13 protein-coding genes are annotated in these 23666 nt (G+C 43.2%); 5 read left to right on the forward strand and 8 right to left on the reverse strand.

What is annotated here, in order from left to right; all coding sequences use genetic code 11:
- Nucleotides 1–9: 9 nt before the first annotated feature.
- The 4 genes from ACL6C3_RS01590 to ACL6C3_RS01605 all read right to left on the reverse strand — a co-directional run bounded on the left by ACL6C3_RS01590 (nucleotide 10) and on the right by ACL6C3_RS01605 (nucleotide 4728).
- The gene (locus ACL6C3_RS01590; RefSeq protein ID WP_413164664.1) at nucleotides 10–1452 is read right to left on the reverse strand and encodes a cytochrome ubiquinol oxidase subunit I; all 1443 of its coding nucleotides are present in this window, start codon (nucleotides 1450–1452) and stop codon (nucleotides 10–12) included.
- A gap of 170 nt (nucleotides 1453–1622) precedes the next feature.
- Nucleotides 1623–2858, reverse strand: a complete 1236-nt coding sequence (locus tag ACL6C3_RS01595) for a TIGR03118 family protein (RefSeq protein WP_413164667.1) — start codon at nucleotides 2856–2858, stop codon at nucleotides 1623–1625.
- On the reverse strand, nucleotides 2855–3550 hold the full coding sequence (locus ACL6C3_RS01600) for a PEP-CTERM sorting domain-containing protein (RefSeq protein ID WP_413164669.1): 696 nt from the start codon (nucleotides 3548–3550) through the stop codon (nucleotides 2855–2857). The genes ACL6C3_RS01595 and ACL6C3_RS01600 overlap by 4 nt, the downstream gene beginning before the upstream one ends.
- A gap of 734 nt (nucleotides 3551–4284) precedes the next feature.
- Complete coding sequence (locus ACL6C3_RS01605) at nucleotides 4285–4728, reverse strand: helix-turn-helix domain-containing protein (protein WP_413164672.1); 444 nt, start codon at nucleotides 4726–4728, stop codon at nucleotides 4285–4287.
- 455 nt (nucleotides 4729–5183) lie between these two features.
- On the opposite strand from ACL6C3_RS01605, the gene ACL6C3_RS01610 reads away from it, so the two are divergent.
- The 4 genes from ACL6C3_RS01610 (at nucleotide 5184) to ACL6C3_RS01625 (ending at nucleotide 11998) form a co-directional block, all read left to right on the forward strand.
- Complete coding sequence (locus ACL6C3_RS01610; RefSeq protein WP_413164675.1) at nucleotides 5184–6722, forward strand: sensor histidine kinase; 1539 nt, start codon at nucleotides 5184–5186, stop codon at nucleotides 6720–6722.
- A gap of 266 nt (nucleotides 6723–6988) precedes the next feature.
- Nucleotides 6989–8497 carry a sensor histidine kinase gene (locus ACL6C3_RS01615; protein WP_413164678.1) on the forward strand — a complete coding sequence of 503 codons (1509 nt, stop codon included), beginning with the start codon at nucleotides 6989–6991 and terminating at the stop codon, nucleotides 8495–8497.
- A 5-nt stretch (nucleotides 8498–8502) separates the two neighbouring features.
- Nucleotides 8503–9186, forward strand: a complete 684-nt coding sequence (locus ACL6C3_RS01620) for a response regulator transcription factor (RefSeq protein WP_413164680.1) — start codon at nucleotides 8503–8505, stop codon at nucleotides 9184–9186.
- A 634-nt stretch (nucleotides 9187–9820) separates the two neighbouring features.
- Nucleotides 9821–11998, forward strand: a complete 2178-nt coding sequence (locus tag ACL6C3_RS01625) for a tetratricopeptide repeat protein (RefSeq protein WP_413164682.1) — start codon at nucleotides 9821–9823, stop codon at nucleotides 11996–11998.
- Nucleotides 11999–12151: 153 nt separating this feature from the next.
- Here ACL6C3_RS01625 and ACL6C3_RS01630 read toward each other — a convergent pair whose 3' ends face one another.
- Nucleotides 12152–14158, reverse strand: a complete 2007-nt coding sequence (locus tag ACL6C3_RS01630; RefSeq protein ID WP_413164690.1) for an amylo-alpha-1,6-glucosidase — start codon at nucleotides 14156–14158, stop codon at nucleotides 12152–12154.
- Nucleotides 14159–14389: 231 nt separating this feature from the next.
- On the opposite strand from ACL6C3_RS01630, the gene ACL6C3_RS01635 reads away from it, so the two are divergent.
- Nucleotides 14390–17944 (forward strand): EAL domain-containing protein, encoded by a 3555-nt coding sequence (locus ACL6C3_RS01635; RefSeq protein WP_413164693.1) that lies wholly within the window; start codon nucleotides 14390–14392, stop codon nucleotides 17942–17944.
- A gap of 559 nt (nucleotides 17945–18503) precedes the next feature.
- Here ACL6C3_RS01635 and mrdA read toward each other — a convergent pair.
- The 3 genes from mrdA to ACL6C3_RS01650 form a co-directional block, all read right to left on the reverse strand.
- Nucleotides 18504–20315 (reverse strand): penicillin-binding protein 2, encoded by a 1812-nt coding sequence (gene mrdA, locus ACL6C3_RS01640; protein ID WP_413164696.1) that lies wholly within the window; start codon nucleotides 20313–20315, stop codon nucleotides 18504–18506.
- A gap of 227 nt (nucleotides 20316–20542) precedes the next feature.
- Nucleotides 20543–20701, reverse strand: a complete 159-nt coding sequence (locus tag ACL6C3_RS01645) for a hypothetical protein (RefSeq protein ID WP_413164698.1) — start codon at nucleotides 20699–20701, stop codon at nucleotides 20543–20545.
- A 42-nt stretch (nucleotides 20702–20743) separates the two neighbouring features.
- Nucleotides 20744–23629, reverse strand: a complete 2886-nt coding sequence (locus ACL6C3_RS01650; RefSeq protein WP_413164701.1) for a GGDEF domain-containing protein — start codon at nucleotides 23627–23629, stop codon at nucleotides 20744–20746.
- Nucleotides 23630–23666 lie beyond the last annotated feature (37 nt).

Raw genomic sequence — 23666 nt, forward strand, 5'->3', positions numbered from 1 at the left:
CACTCTCCTTTATTGTTGCGCTTCTACAGGACGTTCATCGGGGATAAATTCTCCGGGTTCAGTATTTAATGGGGGTTGTTCTTCCATCCCCGGAATTGGCAGGTTAAAATCAGGCCCTTTTTGAATAATTCGACTGCCAAAATAAAACGCCGCAAATAATAGAACCGCGTAGACACTGGCAAAGAGTGTTAATGTTGTTAAGACGTCTCCGGGCGGCAAATTGGAAACCGCATCTTCTGTGCGAATATAGTTATAAACCGTCCAGGGTTGACGTCCGACACAACGCACCGTCCAGCCACATTCTACCGCAACATATCCCAACGGTGCCGCTAAAATCCAACCCCACATTAACCAAGATTGTTGAGTAATCTTTTCGGCCGAAAATTGACCCCGTAGCCATTGAATTAAACTGACAAACATTAAGCCCGCAAAATAGAACCCAATGGCAATCATTATGCGGAAACTGTAATAAATTAGTCCCAACAAATGGGGGCGATTTTCTGGGGCCCATTCTTTCAAGCCTTGCACGGGTTCAGAGAGTTCTTTTTTGAATTCAAGAATGTAGCCCAAAGCATTGGGTACTTTGATTTCCCAGTCATTTTGTTGCGTCTTTTCATTGGGAATAGCAATCATACTCCAGTCGGCTGAAACCCCGGCGGGAATCGTTTCCCATTGGGCTTCCATTGCCGCTAATTTGGTCGGTTGAAAATGATAAACCTGTTCACCGCTAAGGTGTCCGATATAGAGTTGTAGAGGGGCGATAATAATCGCTGCGGCTAAGGCAATTTTGAGGGAAGTGGCGAAGAAAGCTTCATGGCGTTTTTGTAGAATATACCAAGCACTAATTCCCCCAATCACAAATAATGTGGTTTCCCAAGTTGCAAAAACCATGTGTAAAACACTATTGGGCATATAGGGGTTAAAAATGGCTTGAAAATAATCTTTGACGATAAATTCACCCTCGATCAATTCAACCCCTGTGGGATTTTGTAACCAAGAATTTGCAACTAATATCCAAAAACTGGATAAATTTGCCCCAAACGCCACAAGAATGGTTGACAGATAGTGAATGTAGGGGTTAACTCGTTGCCAACCAAACACCATAATCCCTAAAAAAGCGGCTTCTAACATAAACGCCATTGACGCTTCAAAACCGATAATACTCCCAAAAAAGTTGCCAATGGCTTCAGAAAGCGGCGCCCAGTTAGTCCCGAATTGAAACTCCATCGGAATTCCACTGGCGACACCAATACCAAAATTGAGAATGTAGAGTTTTGCCCAAAAACGGGCATGATAGTAATATTGAGGATTGCGGGTTTTCAGCCAAAGTCCTTCGACAATAACCAGATAAACTCCCATTCCTGTAGTCAAGATAGGCCACAGCATATGGAAAATCGCAGTTAATGCAAACTGCATTCGTGAAAGAACCAGTGTATTCGACAAAAATTCCATAATGACCTTTGTACATCGTGACCGAATAACAATTGTAGGGTAGACACAACCTACCCTGTTTGTGAACTCCAGTGACCGAAATAGCAAGAGTGGTCAGAAACAAGCCATGAATTGTTAAGTTCTTGCTGTGAACGTGATGACTTGCTTTCTTGATTAACTTTAGTTTCTCTTCAGCTTTTGTGGCGCTTAACCTGAGTACGGCGAGTGCAAACTACCCCAACACCAGAAACGACAAACAGCGCCAACACAGAACCCGGTTCGGGAACCGACTGAAGTTTCCCAAAAAGTCCGTCATTGCTGCCATCTTCCGGGCCGGCGGCAAAATAGAGATGATTCGCCTCACCCAGACTCGCCCCATTCCCAAAAGTTAATCCCCACAAACCAGGAATCACAATGGGATTACCTTGAGAATCTTCAAGATAACCTAAAGGCTGGCGAGTGTTCGGATCAAAACCCACAATCGTGCCATCACCAAAGTTAGCAACTAATAAGCTATTACTAAATTCACCAAAATCCGAAGGGGCGATGGCTAAACCCGCCGGAACATTCAGCAATCCCCCATCTTCCCAAGTGTTAATTAAGTTCCCGTTAAAGTCAAATTGAGCAATACGACCCAATCCGGTTCCGATTTTTTCGGAACCTAATGACTCGGTTGATTGTTGAGCATAGGTGACATACAACGATCCGTCAAAGGTTTGGATGTTATAAGCAGCATAACCTTCCGACTCAAAAGGATTAGCAAAAACCACATTTGAGGTAATCTCATTGAAAACCCGATCAAAAACTTCAATGCCTGGAGTTTCCCCAAAATCAACGGCATAAATCCGATTGTCTGAAGCCAAATCACTAACAGTTACACCGTAGTAAATCGACTCTTGAAAACGATCAACTACAATCGTTGAGACAATCGGCCAGTCATTTGTACCATCAGGCCGTTTGCGATCCGTCCAACCCGAAATCGTCCCATCGAGTGAGGCAAATAAAAATTTACTGGGAGCGGTGACTGCGCCATTGGGATGATCTAGGGTAATCACAAAGTCCTGAGAATCAATAAATACCTGCCCAGTGGGACTCGACATTCCGGAAGGATTATTCGGTGAGGCGGGAATGGTAACTACGGTTAAACCATCTTGAAATAAGGGAATATTGCCCACATCCCCAACATATTCGGTGACGGTTCCGGTATCGATATTGTTAATCCAAAAGTGTCCGCCAAACCCCGCAGTACGAATGGCAATACTACGTGAACCTTGCAAATATGGATCAAGAAATTGGGGGTTGTAAGCGGGGTTGTTGGAAACGAGGTTGGTCTGAAAGTAAGCCGCCTTGGCATCAGAAGCAATATCAAGGCAGAAAATAGCTGTTAATGCCGCTATTTTGCCTAAATTCAAAAGAGTTAATTTCATTTTTGAACCTCTGATTGACGACGAGTCGCAATCCCCAGAATTCCTATCGCCATAAACAGCAGGCCACTCGTTGCCGGTTCTGGTACGGGCGCCGTCGTTAGGGTTGCGCTATAGCCGTGGAATCCAACAATGCTAGGATCTTCAGGGGGATTACCTCCAATTGAGAGGCTGTACAGTCCGGCAGGTAAAGTCAAAGACTCAAAAACTGATATAGCGAGGTTTTCATTGGCTGCATGGGCTAGATAGGAAATTTCATCTATCCAGTCGGTATTACCTACTGTGTTGTATTGATGATCTTCTTCGCCGCTGTTTTGCCATCCTTTATAGAGTGAAAAGGCAGGATAGAGTTGATCGCCTGCAATGTCTGTTGCGGTCGGAACTCCGGGTTGTCGATCAATTTGGATGTTGAGTTGTGTCGGTTCTAGTAGTTCTAAGGCTACCCAATTCGAGGTATGAGTCCAACCCTTTAATCCCACTGGATTTGCAGGTTCATTCCAACTTTTTGCACCAACATAGTAGCTAAACTCAGCAGTGTCGTCACTATCGAGTTGGACTGTCCATTCATAACTTAAGCCTTCTTCTGGAACGGGATCGCTAAAAGAGACCGTTGCAGCCTGCACAGAGTTAGATGTTAAACTTAATGAAGCACTGAGTAGAGAAATCAGTGTCATTATTTTGCTATTGACCTTCATCGCTTTCTTCCTTGTAAAGGTTAATTGGCAGCACGATTGATTGACAACTTTATCCACAAGATTTAAGAATTATCTTGGAATTGAAAGTTGGGTCAAAAAAATGAACTGTGCATCGTACTTTATGACAGGTTTCTTCAAGTGTCAAAAGACAACAGGTCAAACTAGAATGGGTTGGATTTTCCCTCAAGAATTTATGAGTTTGGATTCAGAGCAGATTTCAGTACGATTTCCGGTAAAGTTAAAGTTAAAATGAGAAAAAAACTCCGTTCAACACCCACTTTCTTAAGCAAAATTTTAGATTGTTGTTCTGAGGTTGAACTTGAATGATGAACCCTGACCTCAGAGGTGTTGCTACTTTTTGACCAATCACTTAGATATCTTCTGTGGGTTCTCCCATTGAGGCGATAGGTTCTGCATAAGCTGGTTGCATTTGCATTATTGGCGAAGTGTAGGGATGCAAGTAGCAAGAATCATCAAAAACAGGTGATGAATTGTCAATTTCTCGTCATTGACCCGAAAACTCGCTTTTCGGATGAACTTTATTTTCTCTTCAGATTTTATTGAGCTTAACCGCTTTTCAAGGGCTGAAAAACACCGCTCAAGAAGGGGAATAGACAACTGTACCTGTACAGAATCCCTTTTTGTAGACTGAAGTGCATTTACAGCCCTTTTTGACTCACAAACTTTTTTCAAGTTGCGATAGGTTTGTTACAGTTTTTTTCAGTTACTTGAGTTTAGGAGTTTGCCATAAGTAACTCGGCTTTTTTGATGTAATCCCAACCTCTTTGATTCCAGACGTTCTTGATTCCCGTTTCTTTTTCTATCCAACGCGCCACTTGTGGGCCGCTCAACGTTTCTCCCTTTGATAATTTCGATTCTAATTCTTTCCCTAAATTTTCCAGTTGCTCTTGGGTTAACAGGGCTTTTTTCCCTCTCATGTGCTTGCTTTTTATATGCTGTACTCCCGGTTCTCCTAAATCATTATATTTCTTGACTATTTCTTTGGCATAATCATAATTAATACCGACAGCAATTGCACTCTCTTTTATGGTCCAACCCTCTGATATTTTCCACAAAAGATGCCATCTTCTTGACTCGATTATCTCTTTACTTTTCAGGTACTTTTGCTTCAGTTCGTCAGAGGTATAATGGTTTGCTAGACTGGCTTTTCGGGTCATCAATCTTTTCTCCGTTAACTTTTGGGTGCTATGCCTGGGTTTTGATAACCTGGACGGTATAAGATGAATGAAGTGTGTCGAACTCGAAATCGGACAGTTTTAACTATTCCACAGGTTTTTAAAGCAAGTATGAAGCTTTGATGAAGCTTTGATGAATTTGATGAATTTTTGATGAAGCCTTGGTCTCTCGGTTCTAGGTGCTACCCATGTCAACCGGGCTAAAATCGTCAAATTCTGCTTGGGTTGTGTCAGAACCGCATCGGCTGAAACTTAATCCCCACAGGAGTTTCAACCCTTGTTACCCCCTCAAACCCCTTCAAAAACCTCGAAAATTTCATGTCGTCGGGTCGGGCTTTTGACTCGGGAGAAGTTCGGCTAAAATATCCATACATTAAATTTGCTTTATTTTTAATAGAAAAGGTGCGAGTTGTAAACATCAGGGGGAGTGGGAATTCGTGTCAATCAATAGCGAGGGAAAAAGTTCATCAAGCAACAAGTTAAGCTTCAGTTTAAAAAACGGGTTGAGTCAGGGTTTATTTGGAGAAACTCGAACCCGAATTCTTGCTTGGTATGCGATTCTAACGGGTTCCTGCGTGGGATTGTCTATTCCCCTTTTTACTCATTTAGTGATTTGGCAAGTTGATCGAAGAGTTTCTAAAGACTTGCAGGAGGAAATACGGAATTTTAAAAACTGTGTAAACCATCACGTTTTTGTCGAAAAAAAAACCGACCCCCAAAACATATTCGATCATTTTTTATCCAAACAGATTCCCGCCAATAGAACCTTTTTGATTGCGACGATTAACGGTGAATTTTATCGCTCCAGTCCGCTGAGTTTGCCGGAGTCAATCTCTGAAACTTCTCCCCTGATTCGAGAACTTTCCCAAACCACTCAACCGATTGAAGGGCATATTTTTGATGCAAAACATCGAGAGGTTCTCTATCAGACAAAGCCTCTAATTATTAACGAAAATGTAACGGGTGTGTTGATTATTGCCAATATTTTAGGCGGAGAACGACAAGAAGCTCTAGATACATTTTATATTGTGATTAAAGCTTTATTTGTTTTGGTGATTTTTGCTTTAATCTTAGCCTGGTTTATTTCCGGACGGCTTCTGCGTCCCATTCAATCTTTGATTAAAACGGCTCATACTATTAGTGAAACTGACCTTTCTCAACGAATTTCTGTATCCGGACGAGGAGAAATGGCGGAATTAGCAAAAACATTTAATCAGATGATGGATCGTCTAGAAAAAGCCTTTGTAACTCACCGACAACTTGTCAATGATGTTAGCCACGAACTGCGAACGCCGATAGCCATTATTCAAGGAAATTTGGAGTTGATTAATTATTACGAGCCAGAAGAAAGACCAGAAATTATTAAATTGGCTCTCGATGAACTGAACCGAATGACTCGTTTAGTCGAAGATTTATTACTACTCGCTCGCTCAGAACAGCAAGATTTTTTGAGCTTAGAAACGGTAGAATTAGCCGAACTGACTCAGGAAATATACCTGAAAATTCAGAAATTAGCCAACCGAAACTGGATATTAGACGCTCAAGGAACAGGTTCAATTTATGTCGATCCTCAACGTCTGACTCAAGCCACAATCAATTTAGTTCAAAATGCCGTTCAACATACCCAAGAAAACGATACCATTGCCATCGGTTCTATTGTTGAGAAAACCTCAAAAAAACAGCAATTTCGCCTTTGGGTGAGAGATACTGGCGTTGGCATTTCTCAAGTCGATCAACATCGAATTTTTCAACGATTTGTAAGAGCAGAAAATAGTCGGAGTTCTTATGAAGGTACCGGTTTGGGTCTATCCATTGTTAGAGCTATTGCAGAAAGTCACGGTGGCCATGTAGAATTATACAGTCAACTCGGTGAAGGCGCGACTTTCACTTTGGTTTTACCGATGAAAATCAGCAATCATCAATCGATACATCAAAATTTTTTTGAAACTCCCTACTTGAGGAAGGAAACCGATTGAAGCTTAAATCAAGGATGGGATTGTAAACCTTGCTAGAATGGTAAAGTCGTGGTACTGTTCTATCAGCAAAACGAGCGATTATAACTGATACCAGATAACGGTTGTATTCAGGCCAGGTAAAGCCTTTTAACTAGCCTGGAAACGTTCATCTGTACTCAGGTAAGTCTTTCGCTTCGGGGGAACTTCTACTCTAATATCAAATCGCAAACCAGCTTCATTTTTGAGAGACAAGCTGTGAATTCAAACAGCAGGAGGAGTTGAAATAAGTGTCAACCGCTAGCGATCGCAAAAATTCACCGGGGAAGACCTTAAGTTCGGGTTCAAAAAACGGGGTGAGTCATGGTTTTTTTGGAGAAGCTCGCACCCGCATTCTGGGTTGGTATGTGATTATAACGGGCTGCTTTGTGGGATTGTCTATTCCCATTTTTACTCATTTAGTCATTCTGCAAGTTGATCGAAGAGTTGCCGAAGATTTAGAGGAAGAAATTGAGGTTTTTGAACAATCTATAAACTATCATGTTTCCGCCGAAAAACAAACCGATCCTCAAAAACTGTTCGATCATTTTTTATACGAAAAACTTCCCAGTGATAAAACCTTTTTGATAGCCACAATTGGGGGTAAATTTTATCGTTCCAGTCCGCTGAGTTTGCCGGAGTCAATCTCTCGAAATTCGGCTATAATTCAAGAACTTTCCCAAATTACTCAAACGATACGAGGGAAGATTTTCGATAAAGAAGCTGGAGAAATTCTCTATCATACAGAGCCGCTAACGATTAACGGAAAAGTAGCGGGGGTGTTAATTATTGCGAATATTCTAGCTGGAGAACGAGAAGAAGTTCTAGATACCGTTTTTATTGTTGTTACCGTTTTATTAGTTTTGGTTGTTTTCGCTTTAATCTTAGCCTGGTTTGTTTCCGGACGGGTTTTGCGTCCCATTCAAACCCTGATTCAAGCGGCTCATGCTATTAGTGAAACTGACCTTTCTCAACGAATTTCTGTATCCGGACAAGGAGAAATGGCTCAATTAGCAACAACCTTTAATCAGATGATGGATCGTCTAGAAAAAGCATTTTTGGCTCACCAACAGCTTTTGAATGATGTTAGCCACGAACTGCGAACGCCGATAGCCATTGTTCAAGGTAATTTAGAATCTCTTGATTATTACGATCCCGAAGAAAGACCGGAAATTATTAAATTGGCTCTCGATGAACTGAAGCGAATGACTCGTTTAGTCGAAGATTTATTACTGCTCGCTCGCTCAGAACAGCAAGATTTTTTGAGCTTAGAAACGGTAGAATTAGCCGAACTTACCCAGGAAATATACTTAAAAATTCAGGGATTAGCTAACCGAAATTGGATATTAGACGCTCAAGGAACAGGTTCAATTTATGTCGATCCTCAACGCCTGACTCAAGCGATAATCAATTTAGTTCAAAATGCCGTTCAACATACCCAAGAAAACGATACCATTGCCATCGGTTCTATTGTTGAGAAAACCTCAAAAAAGCAGCAATTTCGACTTTGGGTAAGAGATACTGGCGTTGGCATTTCTCAAGTCGATCAACATCGAATTTTTCAACGGTTTGTCAAAGCAGAAAATAGTCAGAGTTCTTCTGAGGGTACGGGTTTGGGTCTATCCATCGTTAGCGCTATTGCAGAAAGTCACGGAGGCTCTGTAGAATTATACAGTCAACTCGGTGAAGGCGCGACGTTCACTTTAGTTTTACCGATTAAAATCAGCAGTAATCAATCGATTTTTCCCAAGGATAAGTAAGGACTATGAACCGGATTTTAATTGTTGAAGATGAACCTCGAATTGTGATTTTTTTAGAAAAAGGATTGCGAGCCAATGGTTTTGCAACCACTTCTACATCCGATGTCAAAGAAGTCACAAATCTGGCTTTAACAGGGAATTTTGATCTGATTCTTTTAGACTTGGGTTTACCCAAAAAAGACGGGTTAACTGTACTGGAAGAACTGCGGGGTCAAGGGGTAACAATTCCGATTATTATTCTCACCGCACGAGATGATATTCGCGACAAAGTAAAAGGGTTAAGTCAAGGCGCCGATGATTACATTACCAAACCCTTTCATTTTGAAGAACTTTTAGCCCGAATTCGCTTAAGATTAAGATCCCAAAACCGCAATACCAACACCCTCAACACCAGTCCAGCAAAAACCACTTTACAAGTCGGTGAACTGGTGGTTGACTTACGCACCCGTTCAGTCAAATTAAACGAACAAGAAATTGAATTACCCGCCAAAGAATTTAACCTCTTAGAAGTCTTCATGCGTCACCCCGGACAAGTAATCACACGCCAACAAATTCTAGATCGAGTCTGGGGTTATAATTACGATCCGGGTTCTAATATTGTTGATGTTTACGTCGGACTACTTCGCAAAAAATTACCAGGTGAACTCATTGAAACCGTTCGCGGAGTTGGCTACCGTTTACGCATCTAGAAAAAGCGTTTTTGTAGCCGTCAGAAATCCCGTAGAGGCGGGTTCTGCAATTATAGATGTTACCCAGAAATAACGGATATAAACCCGCCCCGGAGTCACCGAAAAAACCCTTAACGGTCATGGGGGGTTTGTATAGGTTGTTAGAAGGATGATTTGACTTTTTGATCGGATTTTAATAGCAGCGATTTGATTAACGAGTTTAACAAAATTCAAGATTTTTCACAAATTGGGGGCGAGGGGTCGGTTAAATCCCTCCGGTGGGAATTTATAGCTAAACTTGGTCGCCGATCCGGATTCTGTGCCACAATTAACTTAAACGCTCTGTTTGTCATCGCAGAGTCCGTCTGTTGTACTGACTTCCAGTGACCCTTAACGGGGTTCGGTGAACAATCAGCCTAATTTTTTAGAGGTTGCATCAACGGTATGGTCAGGGGAAAAACTAACAAAAAACAATTAATAATTTCTCCTTAGACTCTCAATTCCCTGATTTTTTATTCCCTGAAATCTCACGATTTTTGAATTCTGAGGAAAATTCCCTTAAACAAAAAAGTGAGTTTAAAAGTAAAATAGAATCACCATTGACTGCTATTGAATTGCATAAATGCCGATTTTTTTTTAGACGCTAAACCCTCCTATGCAAATGATTGGTCAACTTTTAGATAGACGGTATCGCATCGTTCAAATCCTTAGTTCTGGGGCCTTTGGACAAACCTATTTGGCCGCTGATACTCGTCGTCCGGGTCATCCTCAATGTGTGGTTAAACAGCTTCGTCCTCCCAATAATAATTCTAAAATTTTAAAAACGGCGTTGCGATTATTTGAAAAAGAAGCGGAAATTTTAGAAAGATTGGGGCGTCACGATCAAATTCCCCTGCTTTTAGCATACTTTAAAGAAAACAATCATTTCTACTTGGTTGAAGAATATATCGAAGGGCATTCCCTAACAAAAGAATTGGTTCCCGGTACGCCTTGGCCGGAAGAACGGGTGATAAAATTATTAGAAGAAATCTTAGAAATTCTTCTATTTGTTCACGAACAAGGCGTGATTCATCGAGATGTGAATCCCTCCAATATTATTCGCCGCAGAAGTGATAAAAAATTGGTGTTAATTGACTTTGGTTCCGTCAAAGAAGTCAGCCATCAATTCTTAAATGGTAACAGTCAATCCATGCGAACGATTGCAACTGGAACCCCGTCTTATATGCCCATTGAACAGTTCCAAGGGAATCCCCAATATAATAGCGATATTTATGCGGCGGGGATGATTGCCATTCAAGCTATTACCGGGTTAGAAGCCTCAGATTTACCCAAACTTCAAGACCCAAATCTTTCTAATCCCGACGATATTACCTGGCGAAATCGCGCTCGGGTGAGTGCAGGTTTGGCGAAAATTATTGATAAAATGGTGCATCATTACCACGTCAAACGTTATCCCAGTGCGAGCGATGTCATATCGGATTTAAGAAAAATAACCGGGCGATCTGATTTTACCCACGTTCCGAATCAACAAGTCGCTTCCAACAAGGCTACAAGAATAATAAATTGGGGAAAAATAGCCGGATTAACCGCCACAGGATTGGTTGGATTATTGGTCATTTTTGGATTGATAAAAGTCTTGAATCGACCCGATCCCGTCAAAGCCGAAGCCGCTTTTTCTCAAGGGGTAGAAAAGCTGGAAAAAGGCAATCCAAAATCGGCGGTTAGAACCCTAACTCAAGCGATTAACTATAATCCGAATAATCCCCAAGCCTATCATCAACGGGGAAATGCTTACTACGATCTCGAAGAATATCAAAAGGCAATCGAAGATTATACAAAAGCCATTCAACTCAATCCCAACTACATTAATGCCTATTTTAATCGGGGATTAGCCCGTTACGATGCCGAAGATTTTTCCGGGGCGATCGCAGACTATTCCAAAGTGCTAGAATTGCAACCCCAAGATGCCGATGCCTATTATAAACGGGGATTGGCTGAATACGACCTGCAAAATTATCCGCAAGCAGTAGAAGACTTTAGCGCCGTAATTCGCTTACAATCGGATAATTCCCTCGCCTATCGCTCCCGAGGACTCTCCCGAGTCAAAGCCGGAGATTTACAAGGGGGACTCGCCGATTATACCGAAGCCATTCGACTCGATCCCAAATATGTTTTAGCCTATTACGATCGCGGTAGAACCCGGTTTCATCTGGGAGACTATCAAGGCGCCCTGACCGATTACGATCGCGTGATAGCATTAGAACCGGATAACCGTTACGTTTATGGAAATCGCTGTAGCACCCAAATCAACTTGGGTAAACATCAAGCCGCGATCGCCGACTGTACCCAAGCGATCCAACTCGAACCCAACGCCGTCGCCTACAACAATCGCTGTGTCGCCTATTTGAACCTACAAGACCTGGAAAACGCCTTAGACGATTGTAGCAAAGCCATAGAACTCAGCCCCAAAGATTACAAAGCCTACAGCAATCGGGGAATGGTTCAAGTCGCCCGTCAAGACTTGTCCGAGGCGATCGCCGACTATACCAAAGCCATAGAAATCAACCCCAATGATGCTCAATCTTACAGCAATCGGGCCGTTGCTTACTACGAACTTCAAGATTATAATCAAGCGATCGCCGATTACGTGCAAGCCATTCGCCTCAAACCCGATTATGCCACCGCCTACTACGGACGGGGAATGGTGCGAGTCGCCTTAGGGGATAAAAGCGGTGCAATTAACGATTTTCAGCAAGCCGGACAACTGTATTTAGAACAGGGATTAACGGGAGGATATCGGGACGCTCAATATCAAATTCAACAGTTGCAATAAACCCATGAAATCATATGATATCCGCTTGATTAATGCGTGTTATGGGATGTGGGGCGAGTTTAACTCAATCTCGGAGTGGTTGCCCTCGATCTTCGGCGTAACCCGCCCCTACATGACGCTCATTGATTAGTCGAACATAATATCACCGCTATTTTAAACCTTCGGTTCGCTCAAAAACCAAGCCCGTAAAACCTCCGCCACCGTCCAAGCTTGGGCGGGACATCCACAGGGACGCATGGGAGCATTTCCCTCAAAAATCTCGCTCATATTCCCGACACCCGCAGCCCACAAATGATCGGTGAGGGGTTCTAAAAACTGTCTGGCTCGGGCAGAATCTTTATAAACCCGCAAATGCGCCAAAACAAACGGCCCGATCAACCAACCCCAAACCGTCCCCTGATGGTAAGCGCCATCGCGTTGAACCAGATCGCCGGTGTAGCGTCCTTGATACTGAGGATCGTCGGCGGCCAAACTGCGGAGTCCATAAGAGGTTAACAGTTCTTGAGCGCAGATCTCAACCACTTGACGCTGACGTTTGGCATTTAACAGACAGGGATAGGAATTTTTTTCGCCAAAAGGCGGCAGAGAAACCGCTAAAATTTGATTCGGACGCAAACTGGCATCATTGCCCTCGGGCGTATCGAGAACATCGTAACAGTATTCCGCCTCTTCATTCCAAAACCGAGCAAAACCTTTCGCCGTTTGTTGGGCGAGTTGCTGGTATTCGTCGTAGGGTTTACCCAATTGTTGAGCAAAACGGATCATCATCTGGAGGGCGTGATACCAGAGTGCGTTAACTTCGACCGGTTTTCCCATACGCGGAGTAACCACCCAATCTCCGACTTTCGCATCCATCCAAGTCAGTTGAACACCCGGTTCACCGGCGTAGATCAAACCATCTTCGCGATCGAGGTGAATGTTATAACGAGTTCCCCGCTTGTACCAGTCGATAATATCGGCCAAAATCGGGAAAAGTTCCTGCACCAAGCTTTCATCGCCGCTGGCGTCTACATAAGTGCGAATCGCTTCAAAATACCACAGTGTCGCATCAACGGCGTTATAGTCGGGAATATCTCCGCGATCGGGAAAACGGTTGGGAAGCATTCCTTGATCGACGTATTGGGCAAAAGTTCGTAAAATCGAACGGGCCACATCCAAGCGTCCGGTATAGAGGGTTAAACCGGGAAGGCTAATCATGGTATCTCGCCCCCAATCCCCAAACCAGGGATAACCGGCCATAATCGTTTTGCCTTCCGGTTCATCGGCAGTGGGACGATCAACAATAAATTGATCGGCCGCCAGAACTAATTGATGAATCCATTGGGGAGTTTGTTCGCTAACGGGGGAATTTTGTAGCAGTTGTTGTTCGTAATGGCGGCGAGACTCCAAGGCAATTTCACCGTTGAGTTGGGGATCGGGTTTGGTACTGGCGACAAAGGTGATCGATTGTCCGGCTTCTAGGGTGGTGTAGAAGGTTGCCCCGTGTAAATGATCTTCGCTATCATCTAAGCCCCGTTCCCGTTCGACAGACAGATCGAAACCGTAATACCAGGGATGGGTGGCGATGGAGGTGGCAACTTTTGCCCCATCGGTGAGTAAATATAAAGGAGTTGCCAATTGAAAGGCTTTGATGCACACTCCATGTTCGATGGTATCGACTTGAATCGGCCATTGATTGGCGTGGGTGTTGTGGTGGTAGTCTCGATGATTGACTAAGGCTTTCAACGTCAGCGTCATCGGTTGGGTGGCACGGTGGAGCCTATACTGAACATAGGTGGTATTTTCTCCCTGTTGCATCCAGACTCGTTTTTCCAGCAGAGCGTCTGCACAGGCATATTTCCACGTCGGAATTGTGCCATCTAAATAAAATCGTTCCAGATGTTTAAAGCCTTCGGGATCAACTTTGCCGTCTGCCCAACGATTCGTGTAAATTGGAAACAATCGATTATCGTAGCTGACCGTCTCATCTAACTTGGCTAAGAGTAATGTCCGACCTAAAGGTGGATTGAGAGCGGCCAATAGTAATCCGTGATATCGACGGGTTAATACACCTGCAATTGTGCCTGAAGCGTAACCACCTATCCCATTGGTGACTAGCCATTCTCGCGATTCAGCAGATGCCAGATCACAACAGATTTCTCGTCCAAATGTAATAATCATGCTTGATCTCCTAACTTACACTCAGTTTATCTATCGGGTGCTGTGTCAACTTTCTGACTGTTTAGATTCATTTATAGAGACTGAGTGTTTATTGTAAATCCCACCTTAGCCTTAAAAGAGATTCTCTTTTTTCTTTTAAGAGTTGTCGGGGATGCAATAATTTTTTAAAATGCGTATTTTCAGAGAAGTGGTGAAATCACCGAATCTAAAATTAATAAAATTTCATTATTAATGAGTTTATCGAGTATGGTAATGAACCCCAAAAAAATTAAAAGAGCGATTGTGATTGGGGCCGCCAGTGGACTGTTGGTGATTAGTACAACGGTGGCTCTGATTAGTTTGCTTCCCCTTTATAGCCGGATTAAACAACAAGAAGAACAGAATTTGGTCTCGCAAACCGAAAAAAGTGCTGTCGCTCTCGATAAGATTTTAAGAACGGCTCAGGAACAGGCCGTACAGTTTTCTCAAAATCCTCAAGTTCAACAACTTTTATCTAACTCCAACCCCGTTCCGAATTCCGCCAAGCTTTTAGAAGATATTAAAGCCGATCTTCAAAATAAATTAAATCAATTTGTGGTCGGGATTGTTTATCTGAATTCTCAAAAACAGAAACAGATCGAACTGGGTCAACCTATACCCGAACCCGTTTTTGAAGATTTAATTGCTGAGGAAAACTCATCCAAGCTGAAGCTATTTTGGCTCGATAAAGACTTTTATTTTGCCGTGAGTTATCCGGTTGTTGGTTCCCGAAAATTGGGCGAAAGTATTGTTTTGTTTAAATTTACTCAGCTTGATGAATTAAAAGTTTGCAGTCAATATATAAAAGCCTGTCACGGGATTTTAGGAATTCAACAACCGGAAGGAATTCAAGCTTTTTTTCCTTTAATTCGTCCCGATTCTCCCTTTGATGACCTCTTGCTTCAAGATGAGTCAATTCGGATTGCGATTGATAAATCTATTCGCGAACAAACCGGCGCCTTATGGTGTAAAGAGTGCGACTATTTTATCGCCTACAGTCCGGTTCCAACGGTTAATGGCGGTCTGTTAATCGCCACCGGAAAAGTTAAACTTTACGCTTCGATTTATCGGCAATTTTTAACCGTTTCCGGGGCGATTGTTATTTTAATTGGGTTGGGAACGGTTGGGGTGATCTTAATTTTACGTCCCCTGACAAATCAAATGCAAACGGAAATTATCGAACGTCAAAAAGCCGAAATCGAACTGCGTAAAGAAAAAGATTTTAATCAAACTTTGTTTCATGCAAATCCGGCTTTTTTGATTGTAGTTGACCCCGAAGGAAAAGTCAAATTAATGAATGATTCGATGCTGATCGCTTTGGGATATACCCTCGAAGAAGTTGTCGGGACGGATTATTTAGCGACCTTTATTCCTCGCAAACATCAAGATTCTTTACCCTGGGTATCTGAGTTGATGATTCATCGCCGACTTCCAATTAGAACCGAAGAAAAACTATTAACAAAACAGGGAAAAGAAATTATAGTAGAATGGTACGGTCGGGCGGTTTTTAACTCCGAAACTGACGAATATGAATACTTTTTAGGCGCCGGATTGGATATTACCGAACGCAAGCAGGTAGAAGAAGAATTGCAACTCCTCCAACGCATTACAAAAGCGGTGAGTGTGGCTTCCGATTTTGACTCAGCTATTGATGTCGCCTTGCGTTTGGTTTGTGAAACAACCGGCTGGGAATTTGGCGAAGCTTGGCTTCCAAATGCCGAACAAACCTATTTAGAATATAGTTCAGTTGGTTATGATTCTAACGACCGTGCTACCGCATTTCGACAGGAGAGTTTTAGTTTCCGATTTGCACCCAATGAAGGACTACCCGGACGAGTTTGGTCTTCACAAAAACCCGAATGGATTCCCGATATTTCTCAAGAACCCCAACATCAATTTCCTCGCTCGTTAATGGCGACCCAATCGGAATTTAAAGCCGGGTTTGGCGTACCGATTTTAGCAAAAAACCAAGTGTTAGCCGTGCTGGTTTTTTTAATGTCTGTTCCTAAAACCGAAGATAAACGTTTAGTTGAACTCATTTCTTCGGTGGCGATGCAACTCGGCGCCGTTTTTGAACGCAAACAAGCCGAAGCCAGGTATCGAAATATCTTTAAAAATGCCGTTGAAGGTATATTTCAAATTAATCTAGACGGTCAATATACCAGTGTTAATCCAGCCCTGGCTACTATTTTAGGTTACGATTCTCCCGAAAACTTATTAGAAACAAAAACCAAAATTCAAGATATTTATTTAAACTCCGAGCAATATAAAAAGTTAATTAAAAGTTTGCATGAACGGGGAGAAGTTTCTAATTTTGAATCCCAAGTTTATCGTCGCGATGGACGTTTAATCTGGATTTTACAAAATGCCAGAGCCATTCGTTCGCCCAAAGGAAAGCAAGTTATCTATTATGAAGGCTCGGTGATTGATATTACCAACTTGAAAAAAACAGAAGAAAAATTGCGTTACAGTGCGACTCACGATGCTTTAACCCATTTGTGGAATCGAACCTTTTTTCTCGAAAAACTGAAAAAATCTATCGCCCACCTTCACCACAAACCTCATGTTAAATTTGCCGTCTTATTTTTAGATTTAGATGGCTTTAAATTTATCAACGATAGTTTGGGTCATGCGGTGGGAGATTTGCTATTAATTGAAATTAGTAAACGTTTGAAAACTTGTATTCGGAATCGGGACATACTCTGTCGATTGGGTGGGGATGAATTTACAATCTTATTACAAAATATTACCGAAATCCACGACGCTCAAGAAATTGCTTCCCAGGTGCTAAAATCACTGAATCAACCTTTTAATATTCAAGGTCATCAAGTCTTTATTGGGACGAGTATTGGTATTGTTCAAGGAACCCGAGAATATCATCTTCCCCCCGAGATTTTAAGAGATGCAGACACGGCGATGTATCGGGCGAAAAAACAAGGAAAAGGCTGTGCTGTTCTGTTTGATGCGGCGATGCGAACCGATGCGTTAAGACGTTTACAAATTCAAACCGATTTACGATGGGCGATGGAACGAGAAGAATTTCAACTCTACTATCAACCCATTATCGAATTATCGACGGGTAAAATTGCCGGCTTTGAAGCTTTATTGCGGTGGGAACATCCCCAAAAAGGCTTTATTTCTCCGGCTGAATTTATACCGGTTGCCGAAGAAACGGGTATAATAGTAGCACTGGGAGAATGGGTATTACGAGAAGCTTGTCGTCAGCTGCACGTCTGGAAAGAAAAATTTATCTCCCATTCCTCTTTAATGATGAGCGTCAATTTATCCAGCCAACAGTTTACCGCAGATTTGAGCCAACGCATCGATCAGATTCTCCGAGAAACTCACGTTTTAGGACGAGAATTAAAGCTAGAAATCACCGAAACCGCTATCATGGCCGATCCCCAACTGGCGATCGCCACTTTAAATGAATTAAAACGGCGAGAAATTAAAATCTGTATTGATGATTTTGGAACCGGTTATTGTTCCTTAGGCTACTTACATCAATTTCCCGTTGATATTCTCAAAATCGACCGTTCTTTTGTCAACCAAATGCAAGCATCCGACAAACGAGAAATTGTCAGAGTTATCGTTGAACTCGCTGAAAGTTTGAGAATGGATGCGATCGCCGAAGGAATAGAAACAAAAGAACAATATTTTCTCTTAGCCCAACTCAACTGCAAATATGGTCAAGGCTACTTTTTCTCCAAACCCCTCCACCCCAACGAAGCCGAACAATGGTTGATCGGAACTCGAAAAGTAGGTTGATAGAGGGAACAGGGAACAGGGAACAGGCAACAGGGAATGGGGGAAAGGGGTAAGGGGTAAAGGGTAAGGGGCAAGGGGTAAGGGGCAAGGGGTAAGGGGTAAGGGGAAAGGCAGTTGATCGAAGGCAGAGGGCAGAGGGCAGAGGGCAGAGGGCAGAGGGCAGAGGGCAGGGGGCAGAGGGCAGAAGGCAACAGGTAAAAGGGAATGGGGGAAAGGGGAAAGGGGTAAGGGGTAAGGGGAAAGGCAGTTGATCGAAGGCAGAGGGCAGAGGGCAGAGGGCAGAGGGCAGAGGGCAGAGGGCAGGGGGCAGAGGGCAGAAGGCAACAGGTAAAAGGGAATGGGGGAAAGGGGAAAGGGGTAAGGGGTAAGGGGAAAGGCAGTTTACAGTTTACAGTTATCAGTTATCACTTACCACTGGTGACTGGTGACAGGTGTTGCAGCGCGGTAAGCGCGGGTTTCCCCCATGAGCGCGAACTCGCGGCCCCGGCGGTTTCCGCCGAGAGCGAAGTTCGCAAGAGAGCGACTGCTGAACCCGAAGGGTGACTGGTGACTGTAAACCCTATTTCTTTTGATTTCCAAAATAAGCTTGAAACATCTGCTTGGCGACGGGGGCGGCGGCGACCGAACCATAACCGCCATTTTCAATCACCACAGCAATAGCAATTTCGGGATTATTCGCCGGCCCAAACCCAACAAACAGAGAATGCGATCGCTGTCCCAACACCTCAGAAGTACCCGTTTTACCGCCGGTGAGGGGAAGTGTCTCATCCTTCATTCCCTGACCGGTACCGTACTCAACCACAGCAACCAACCCCTCTTTAATCTTATTAATCGCAGCCGGATCTAACCCCGTCGGCACCGGCTTAGTTTCGGGAGTATTGGTCATCTCGGCCAATAAATGGGGTTTAACGCGATAACCGCCATTCGCCGCCGCCGCCACCATCACCGCCAATTCTAACGGAGTGACCAAAACGGCGCCCTGACCGATAGACATGGTAATGGTATCCCCCAAATACCAGGGTTCGCCGAAAATTTCTTCTTTGTTATCGGGAGTCGGAACAAAACCCCTAGACCCTTCGGTTAGCTTCAACAACTTCAAGTCTGTAGTCCCAACGCCGAAACGCTCGGCCCATTTAGCAATTTCTTCGGCACCAATTGCCATACCCAAACGGTAAAAAAACGTATTGCTACTAAACGCCAAAGCATCTCTAAAGCCAATCACGCCGTAACTGCCACTGTGTTCGTGAAAGGTAATTCCGCCGACGGTGATCGCCGCAGAGGTGGCTATCATCGAACCCGGAGTATACTTACCGCTCCCCATACCGGCGGCCGATGAGATAATTTTAAACGTGCTACCGGGAGGATATCCCTGTAGAGTGCGGTTGAGAAACGGGTTATCTTCCCCTTGCAGACGTTCCCATTTTTCGGCTGAAATGGGTTTGGTAAATAAATTGGGATCGAAGCGGGGACTGCTGGCCATCGCCAAAACTGCCCCGGTTTTTGCATTCAAAGCGACTGCGGCGCCGCGTCTGTATCCAATCCCGTTTTCTGCGGCTTTTTGGACGGCCAGATCGAGAGTGAGCTTAATACCTTTTCCGCCAATAGAGGGTTTTTCTCCCAACAGTCGCAATTCTTCGTTTCGGGCGTTAACTTCGATCAAACGCGCCCCCCAAACTCCGGCGAGTTTGTCATTAATTCCTGCTTCTAAGCCCAATTTACCGACGATCATTCCCATCGGATATTCGGGGTTTGCTTTTAAATCTTCTAGGGTGGCTTCCCCGATATAACCAATCACATGAGCGGCTAAATCGCCGTGAGGATAGTAACGGTTAGAATCGCTGCGAATTTCGACACCGGGTAACTGTAGGGCGTTTTCTCCGATCCATACAAAAGCTTCTGGGGTGACGGACGATGTAATCCGAACCGGAGCGGCTGAGTTATAGTTAACTCTTTCTAATTTAGCCAGAATTTGCTCTGCGGGTACGTTGACAATTTTGCTCAGTTTGGGAACGGTTTTTTGCCATTGTTCTTTTGTTTGTTCTTTCGGCCATAAATACACCGCCCGAGTCAGATGATTGTCAGCCAGGGGTTCATCGTTACGATCAAAAATTCTGCCGCGATTGGAGGGTATGGGTAACAGACGAATCCGATTTTCTTCGGCTCGGAGTCGATTTTGTTTGCCTTCTATCAGTTGTAATTGTACCAAACGATAGACGCTTATCCCCATGAGTGCGGTTGTCAATAGTATAAACGCTACGGCTCGATAGAGATAGCGTGAGTCCCGTTTATCCTTTTTCGGATCGGGTTGAAAGAAATTGACAGAAGACGTTTGAGTAGAAGTTTCAGAGGTGTATGACAATTGACGCACCATAGCCCTGCCGTGTCAATATTATTTAAGCGGATCTGTTCTGTGTTGCCTGCGCCTCAATTTTGAGCAAACGCTCGCGATCGCCGATTACAGGTTACTTTTGATTGAACTTTTGATTGCTCAATCAATGGTCATTTGAACACAAATCAAAGCCAATTGTAAACTAGGTTGTCTCAATTTTCCGCAAAAGATCCCAACGATCGCCCGATCGCCTGGGTTAACAGCCAGTGTCATTCTCCCATCAGCCAAGATAGCAGCAATCCCAACACCAGTAAAGCGGTCCACTGGGGCAGGTGTAACCAATGAAAAGCGTAACTCGGCCAGACGATAAACACCACACAAAAGCTAGAACTGAGGAAGACGATGAGGAGGGCGAGTAGAGTTGACATGGCTGTTGTTGTTCGCTGGCGCTTTTGGTTGCCCTATTTATTTTATACGAATTCCGCCAAAATATAGCGATCGCGTCCTTGTTGTTTGGCGCTGTACAAGGCTTCATCGGCTTGTTTAATCAGTCTGTCGGGTTGGGTTTCTGATGTGGGAATAGTGGTGCTAATTCCGATGCTGACCGTCACTCTATCGCTCACTTCGGAAGCTTGGTGAGGTATGTTTAAATTCTGGATTTCTCTGCGGATCTTTTCGGCGAGATGAACGGCTCCTTTTTCGTCGGTATTGACTAAAATAATCACAAATTCTTCCCCTCCGTAACGGGCTACCAAATCGGCTGGACGTTGGACGGATTTTTTCAGACTTTGGGCTATTTGTTTTAAACAATAATCTCCGGCCGGATGACCGTAGGTATCGTTATAACGTTTGAAATAGTCTACATCTAATAATATCACAGAAAGGGGATATTTTTCTCGAATAGAACGTTGCCATTCTTGCTGTAAATAGGTTTCAAAATAGCCCCGGTTGGCAATTTGAGTTAAGGGATCGGTGCGGCTGAGTTGTTTGAGTTGTTGGTTGACTTGGCGAAGTTCGATTTCTCGCTGACGCAGGGCGATTTCTATCCGTTTGCGATCGCTAATATCTAATATAATTCCAGACCAACAAATCTCCCCATTTTCTCGGCGTTGGGGTTGGGAATTAACTTGCAGCCATTTCTGTTGACCGGAAGGGGTGGTCATTCGCCATTCATAGCTAAATTTTTCTAAAGTTTCGGCTGATTTCATCAGGGCTTGTTCGTAGCCAATCGCATCTTCTGGAGAGATATACGCCCACAGATAATCATCGGAATTTTCTAAAAAATCCGCCACTTTTACTTCGTAAATTTTTTCTATTTCTCGACTAACAAACTCAAAATTTAGCCCCCCTTCTTTCTTAAGAACGCAAGAAAAAATAACTCCGGGTATCGCATCACATAGCGAGTTAAATCGCTCCTGATTTGCTCGTAAATCGGCTTCTATTTTATGTCGTTCTTCGATTTCTTGCTGAAGTTTTTGAGTGCGCTTTTCGATTTCATCTTCCAGTTCTTGATTATAGTTGATGAGGACTTTTTCGGCTTCTCGACGCAAAGTAATATCCTGAAAAACAACGAGGGCATGGGTAATTTCTTGTTCCGAGTTAAAAATAGGAGTTGAGCGAACTTCCAAATAGATATTAACTCCATTTCGTTTAAGCATTATATTATCCCTAATTGCCGGCTCACCCCGCAAAGCATATAAAACGGGCAATTCTTCGCTAGGATAAGGTTTATCTGTATCCGCAATGTAGATTTGATAGGCTGGAATTAACTCCGCTTCTGTTGTATGAGGAACAATATCATCACCCAAAAGTCGCTTTGCTTCTTGGTTGAGATAAATCAGTTTTCCCACGCTATTATGAATCCCCACACCCACCGGAACCGCATTTAAAAAGTCAGCCGTATTCCTCTCACTTTCGGCAAGTTGTTTATTCAATTCTTGAGCTTCATCAAAAGAAAGATTTAACTGATTCGCCATTTCTAAAAAGGAGGTCTTTAGCTGTTTCACTTCAAGGACTGGGGTTAATGGGATATTAATATCTAGTTGTAGACTGCGACTAAATTTATCCATTGCATCCCGTAAATTTAAAATGGGATTTGTCATTAATTTAGTCACAAAAATACAGATAAAAATAGAGCAAATTAACGCCAATCCCGCCCCGGCAATTGTTCTGTAAATAATAGCATTAATTTCTCCCATGTAGTCCGTTTCTGGAATGACAACTGCAATTAACCAATCCAACCCGTACTCATCTTGATAGGGGACAACCCGAACAAAATATTTCGGACTAAATAACCGGGGACGAATGGAGAATAAACTGCTTTTGTTTAACTTGATTTCTTGAATCTTAGGGGGCGTTTTAGAACGGGGTAAATGATTGATTTTATGATAATTTTGCCGGGTTTGAAAAGCGATAAACTTCTGCTCTTGAATTGAGCTAAGATTATTCCATTTTTGTTCTAGTTTTTGGGCAACGGTACGGGTTAACCAGTCTTTACTTTGGGTGGCTTCCAGACGAATTAATACTTCTCCGTCAATATTTTCAACAAAGGGTTGCTCTTGGGTGGAAGTCGCCACAATATTACCCAAACGGTCAATAATAAACGCTTGTCCGTTGGCAGAAAAATCCAACTCGGCTAAAAATAAACTAATATCCGATAATAGCATCTCCGAACATAAAACCCCTTGAAATTCTCCCTGAGAATAGACCGGAGTGACGGCCGCTAAACTCGCCAGAGGTAGCCCTGCAATTGGATAAATTGTAGCCCAAGTTTGTTTATTCAATTTGACCGCTTCTTGATACCAAGGTCGTTTTCGCACATCCCAATTTGGGAAATATTTAATCAAAGTCGTTCGATTCCCTGATTCGTCCAATAAATAATAATTTCGATTTCCGGGTGCAGTCCCTTTGAGTTCTCCTAAAAAATATTGACCTTTGGAAATCATTATTCCGTTTTTATCCTGTACGATGTCAATAAATTCTCCCTCGGGACTTGAAAAGCTAATCGCAGACGGAGAGAGAGTAAAAATCTGAAGTTGTTGCCAAAATTGTCTTTCTAATTGAGTATGATTTGCCGGGTCTACTTCGCCAGTTTCTATAGCAGCTTTATTTAAAGCAAGAACTTGATGGGGGAGTGTAAGATAGTGATTGAGGTGGGTACTGACTTGAGTTGCAACTTCTTCGGTGAGTTGATGGGCTGTCTGTTCAATGGTTTGGCGTTGACTGCGATAATATAAATAACTGACCAGACTGACCACACCCGTAACCTGTACAACAAACAGAACAGTTAACAGCGTTCGCAGGCGAATATTAATATTTAGGTTTGTTAGTTTTTGTTTGAGGTAATTTAAGAACATAACAAGGTGTGACTTTCAGAGGGTTTTGTTGCAAAAA

This window comes from Capilliphycus salinus ALCB114379, assembly GCF_047276495.1.
Classification (GTDB): domain Bacteria; phylum Cyanobacteriota; class Cyanobacteriia; order Cyanobacteriales; family Microcoleaceae; genus Capilliphycus; species Capilliphycus salinus.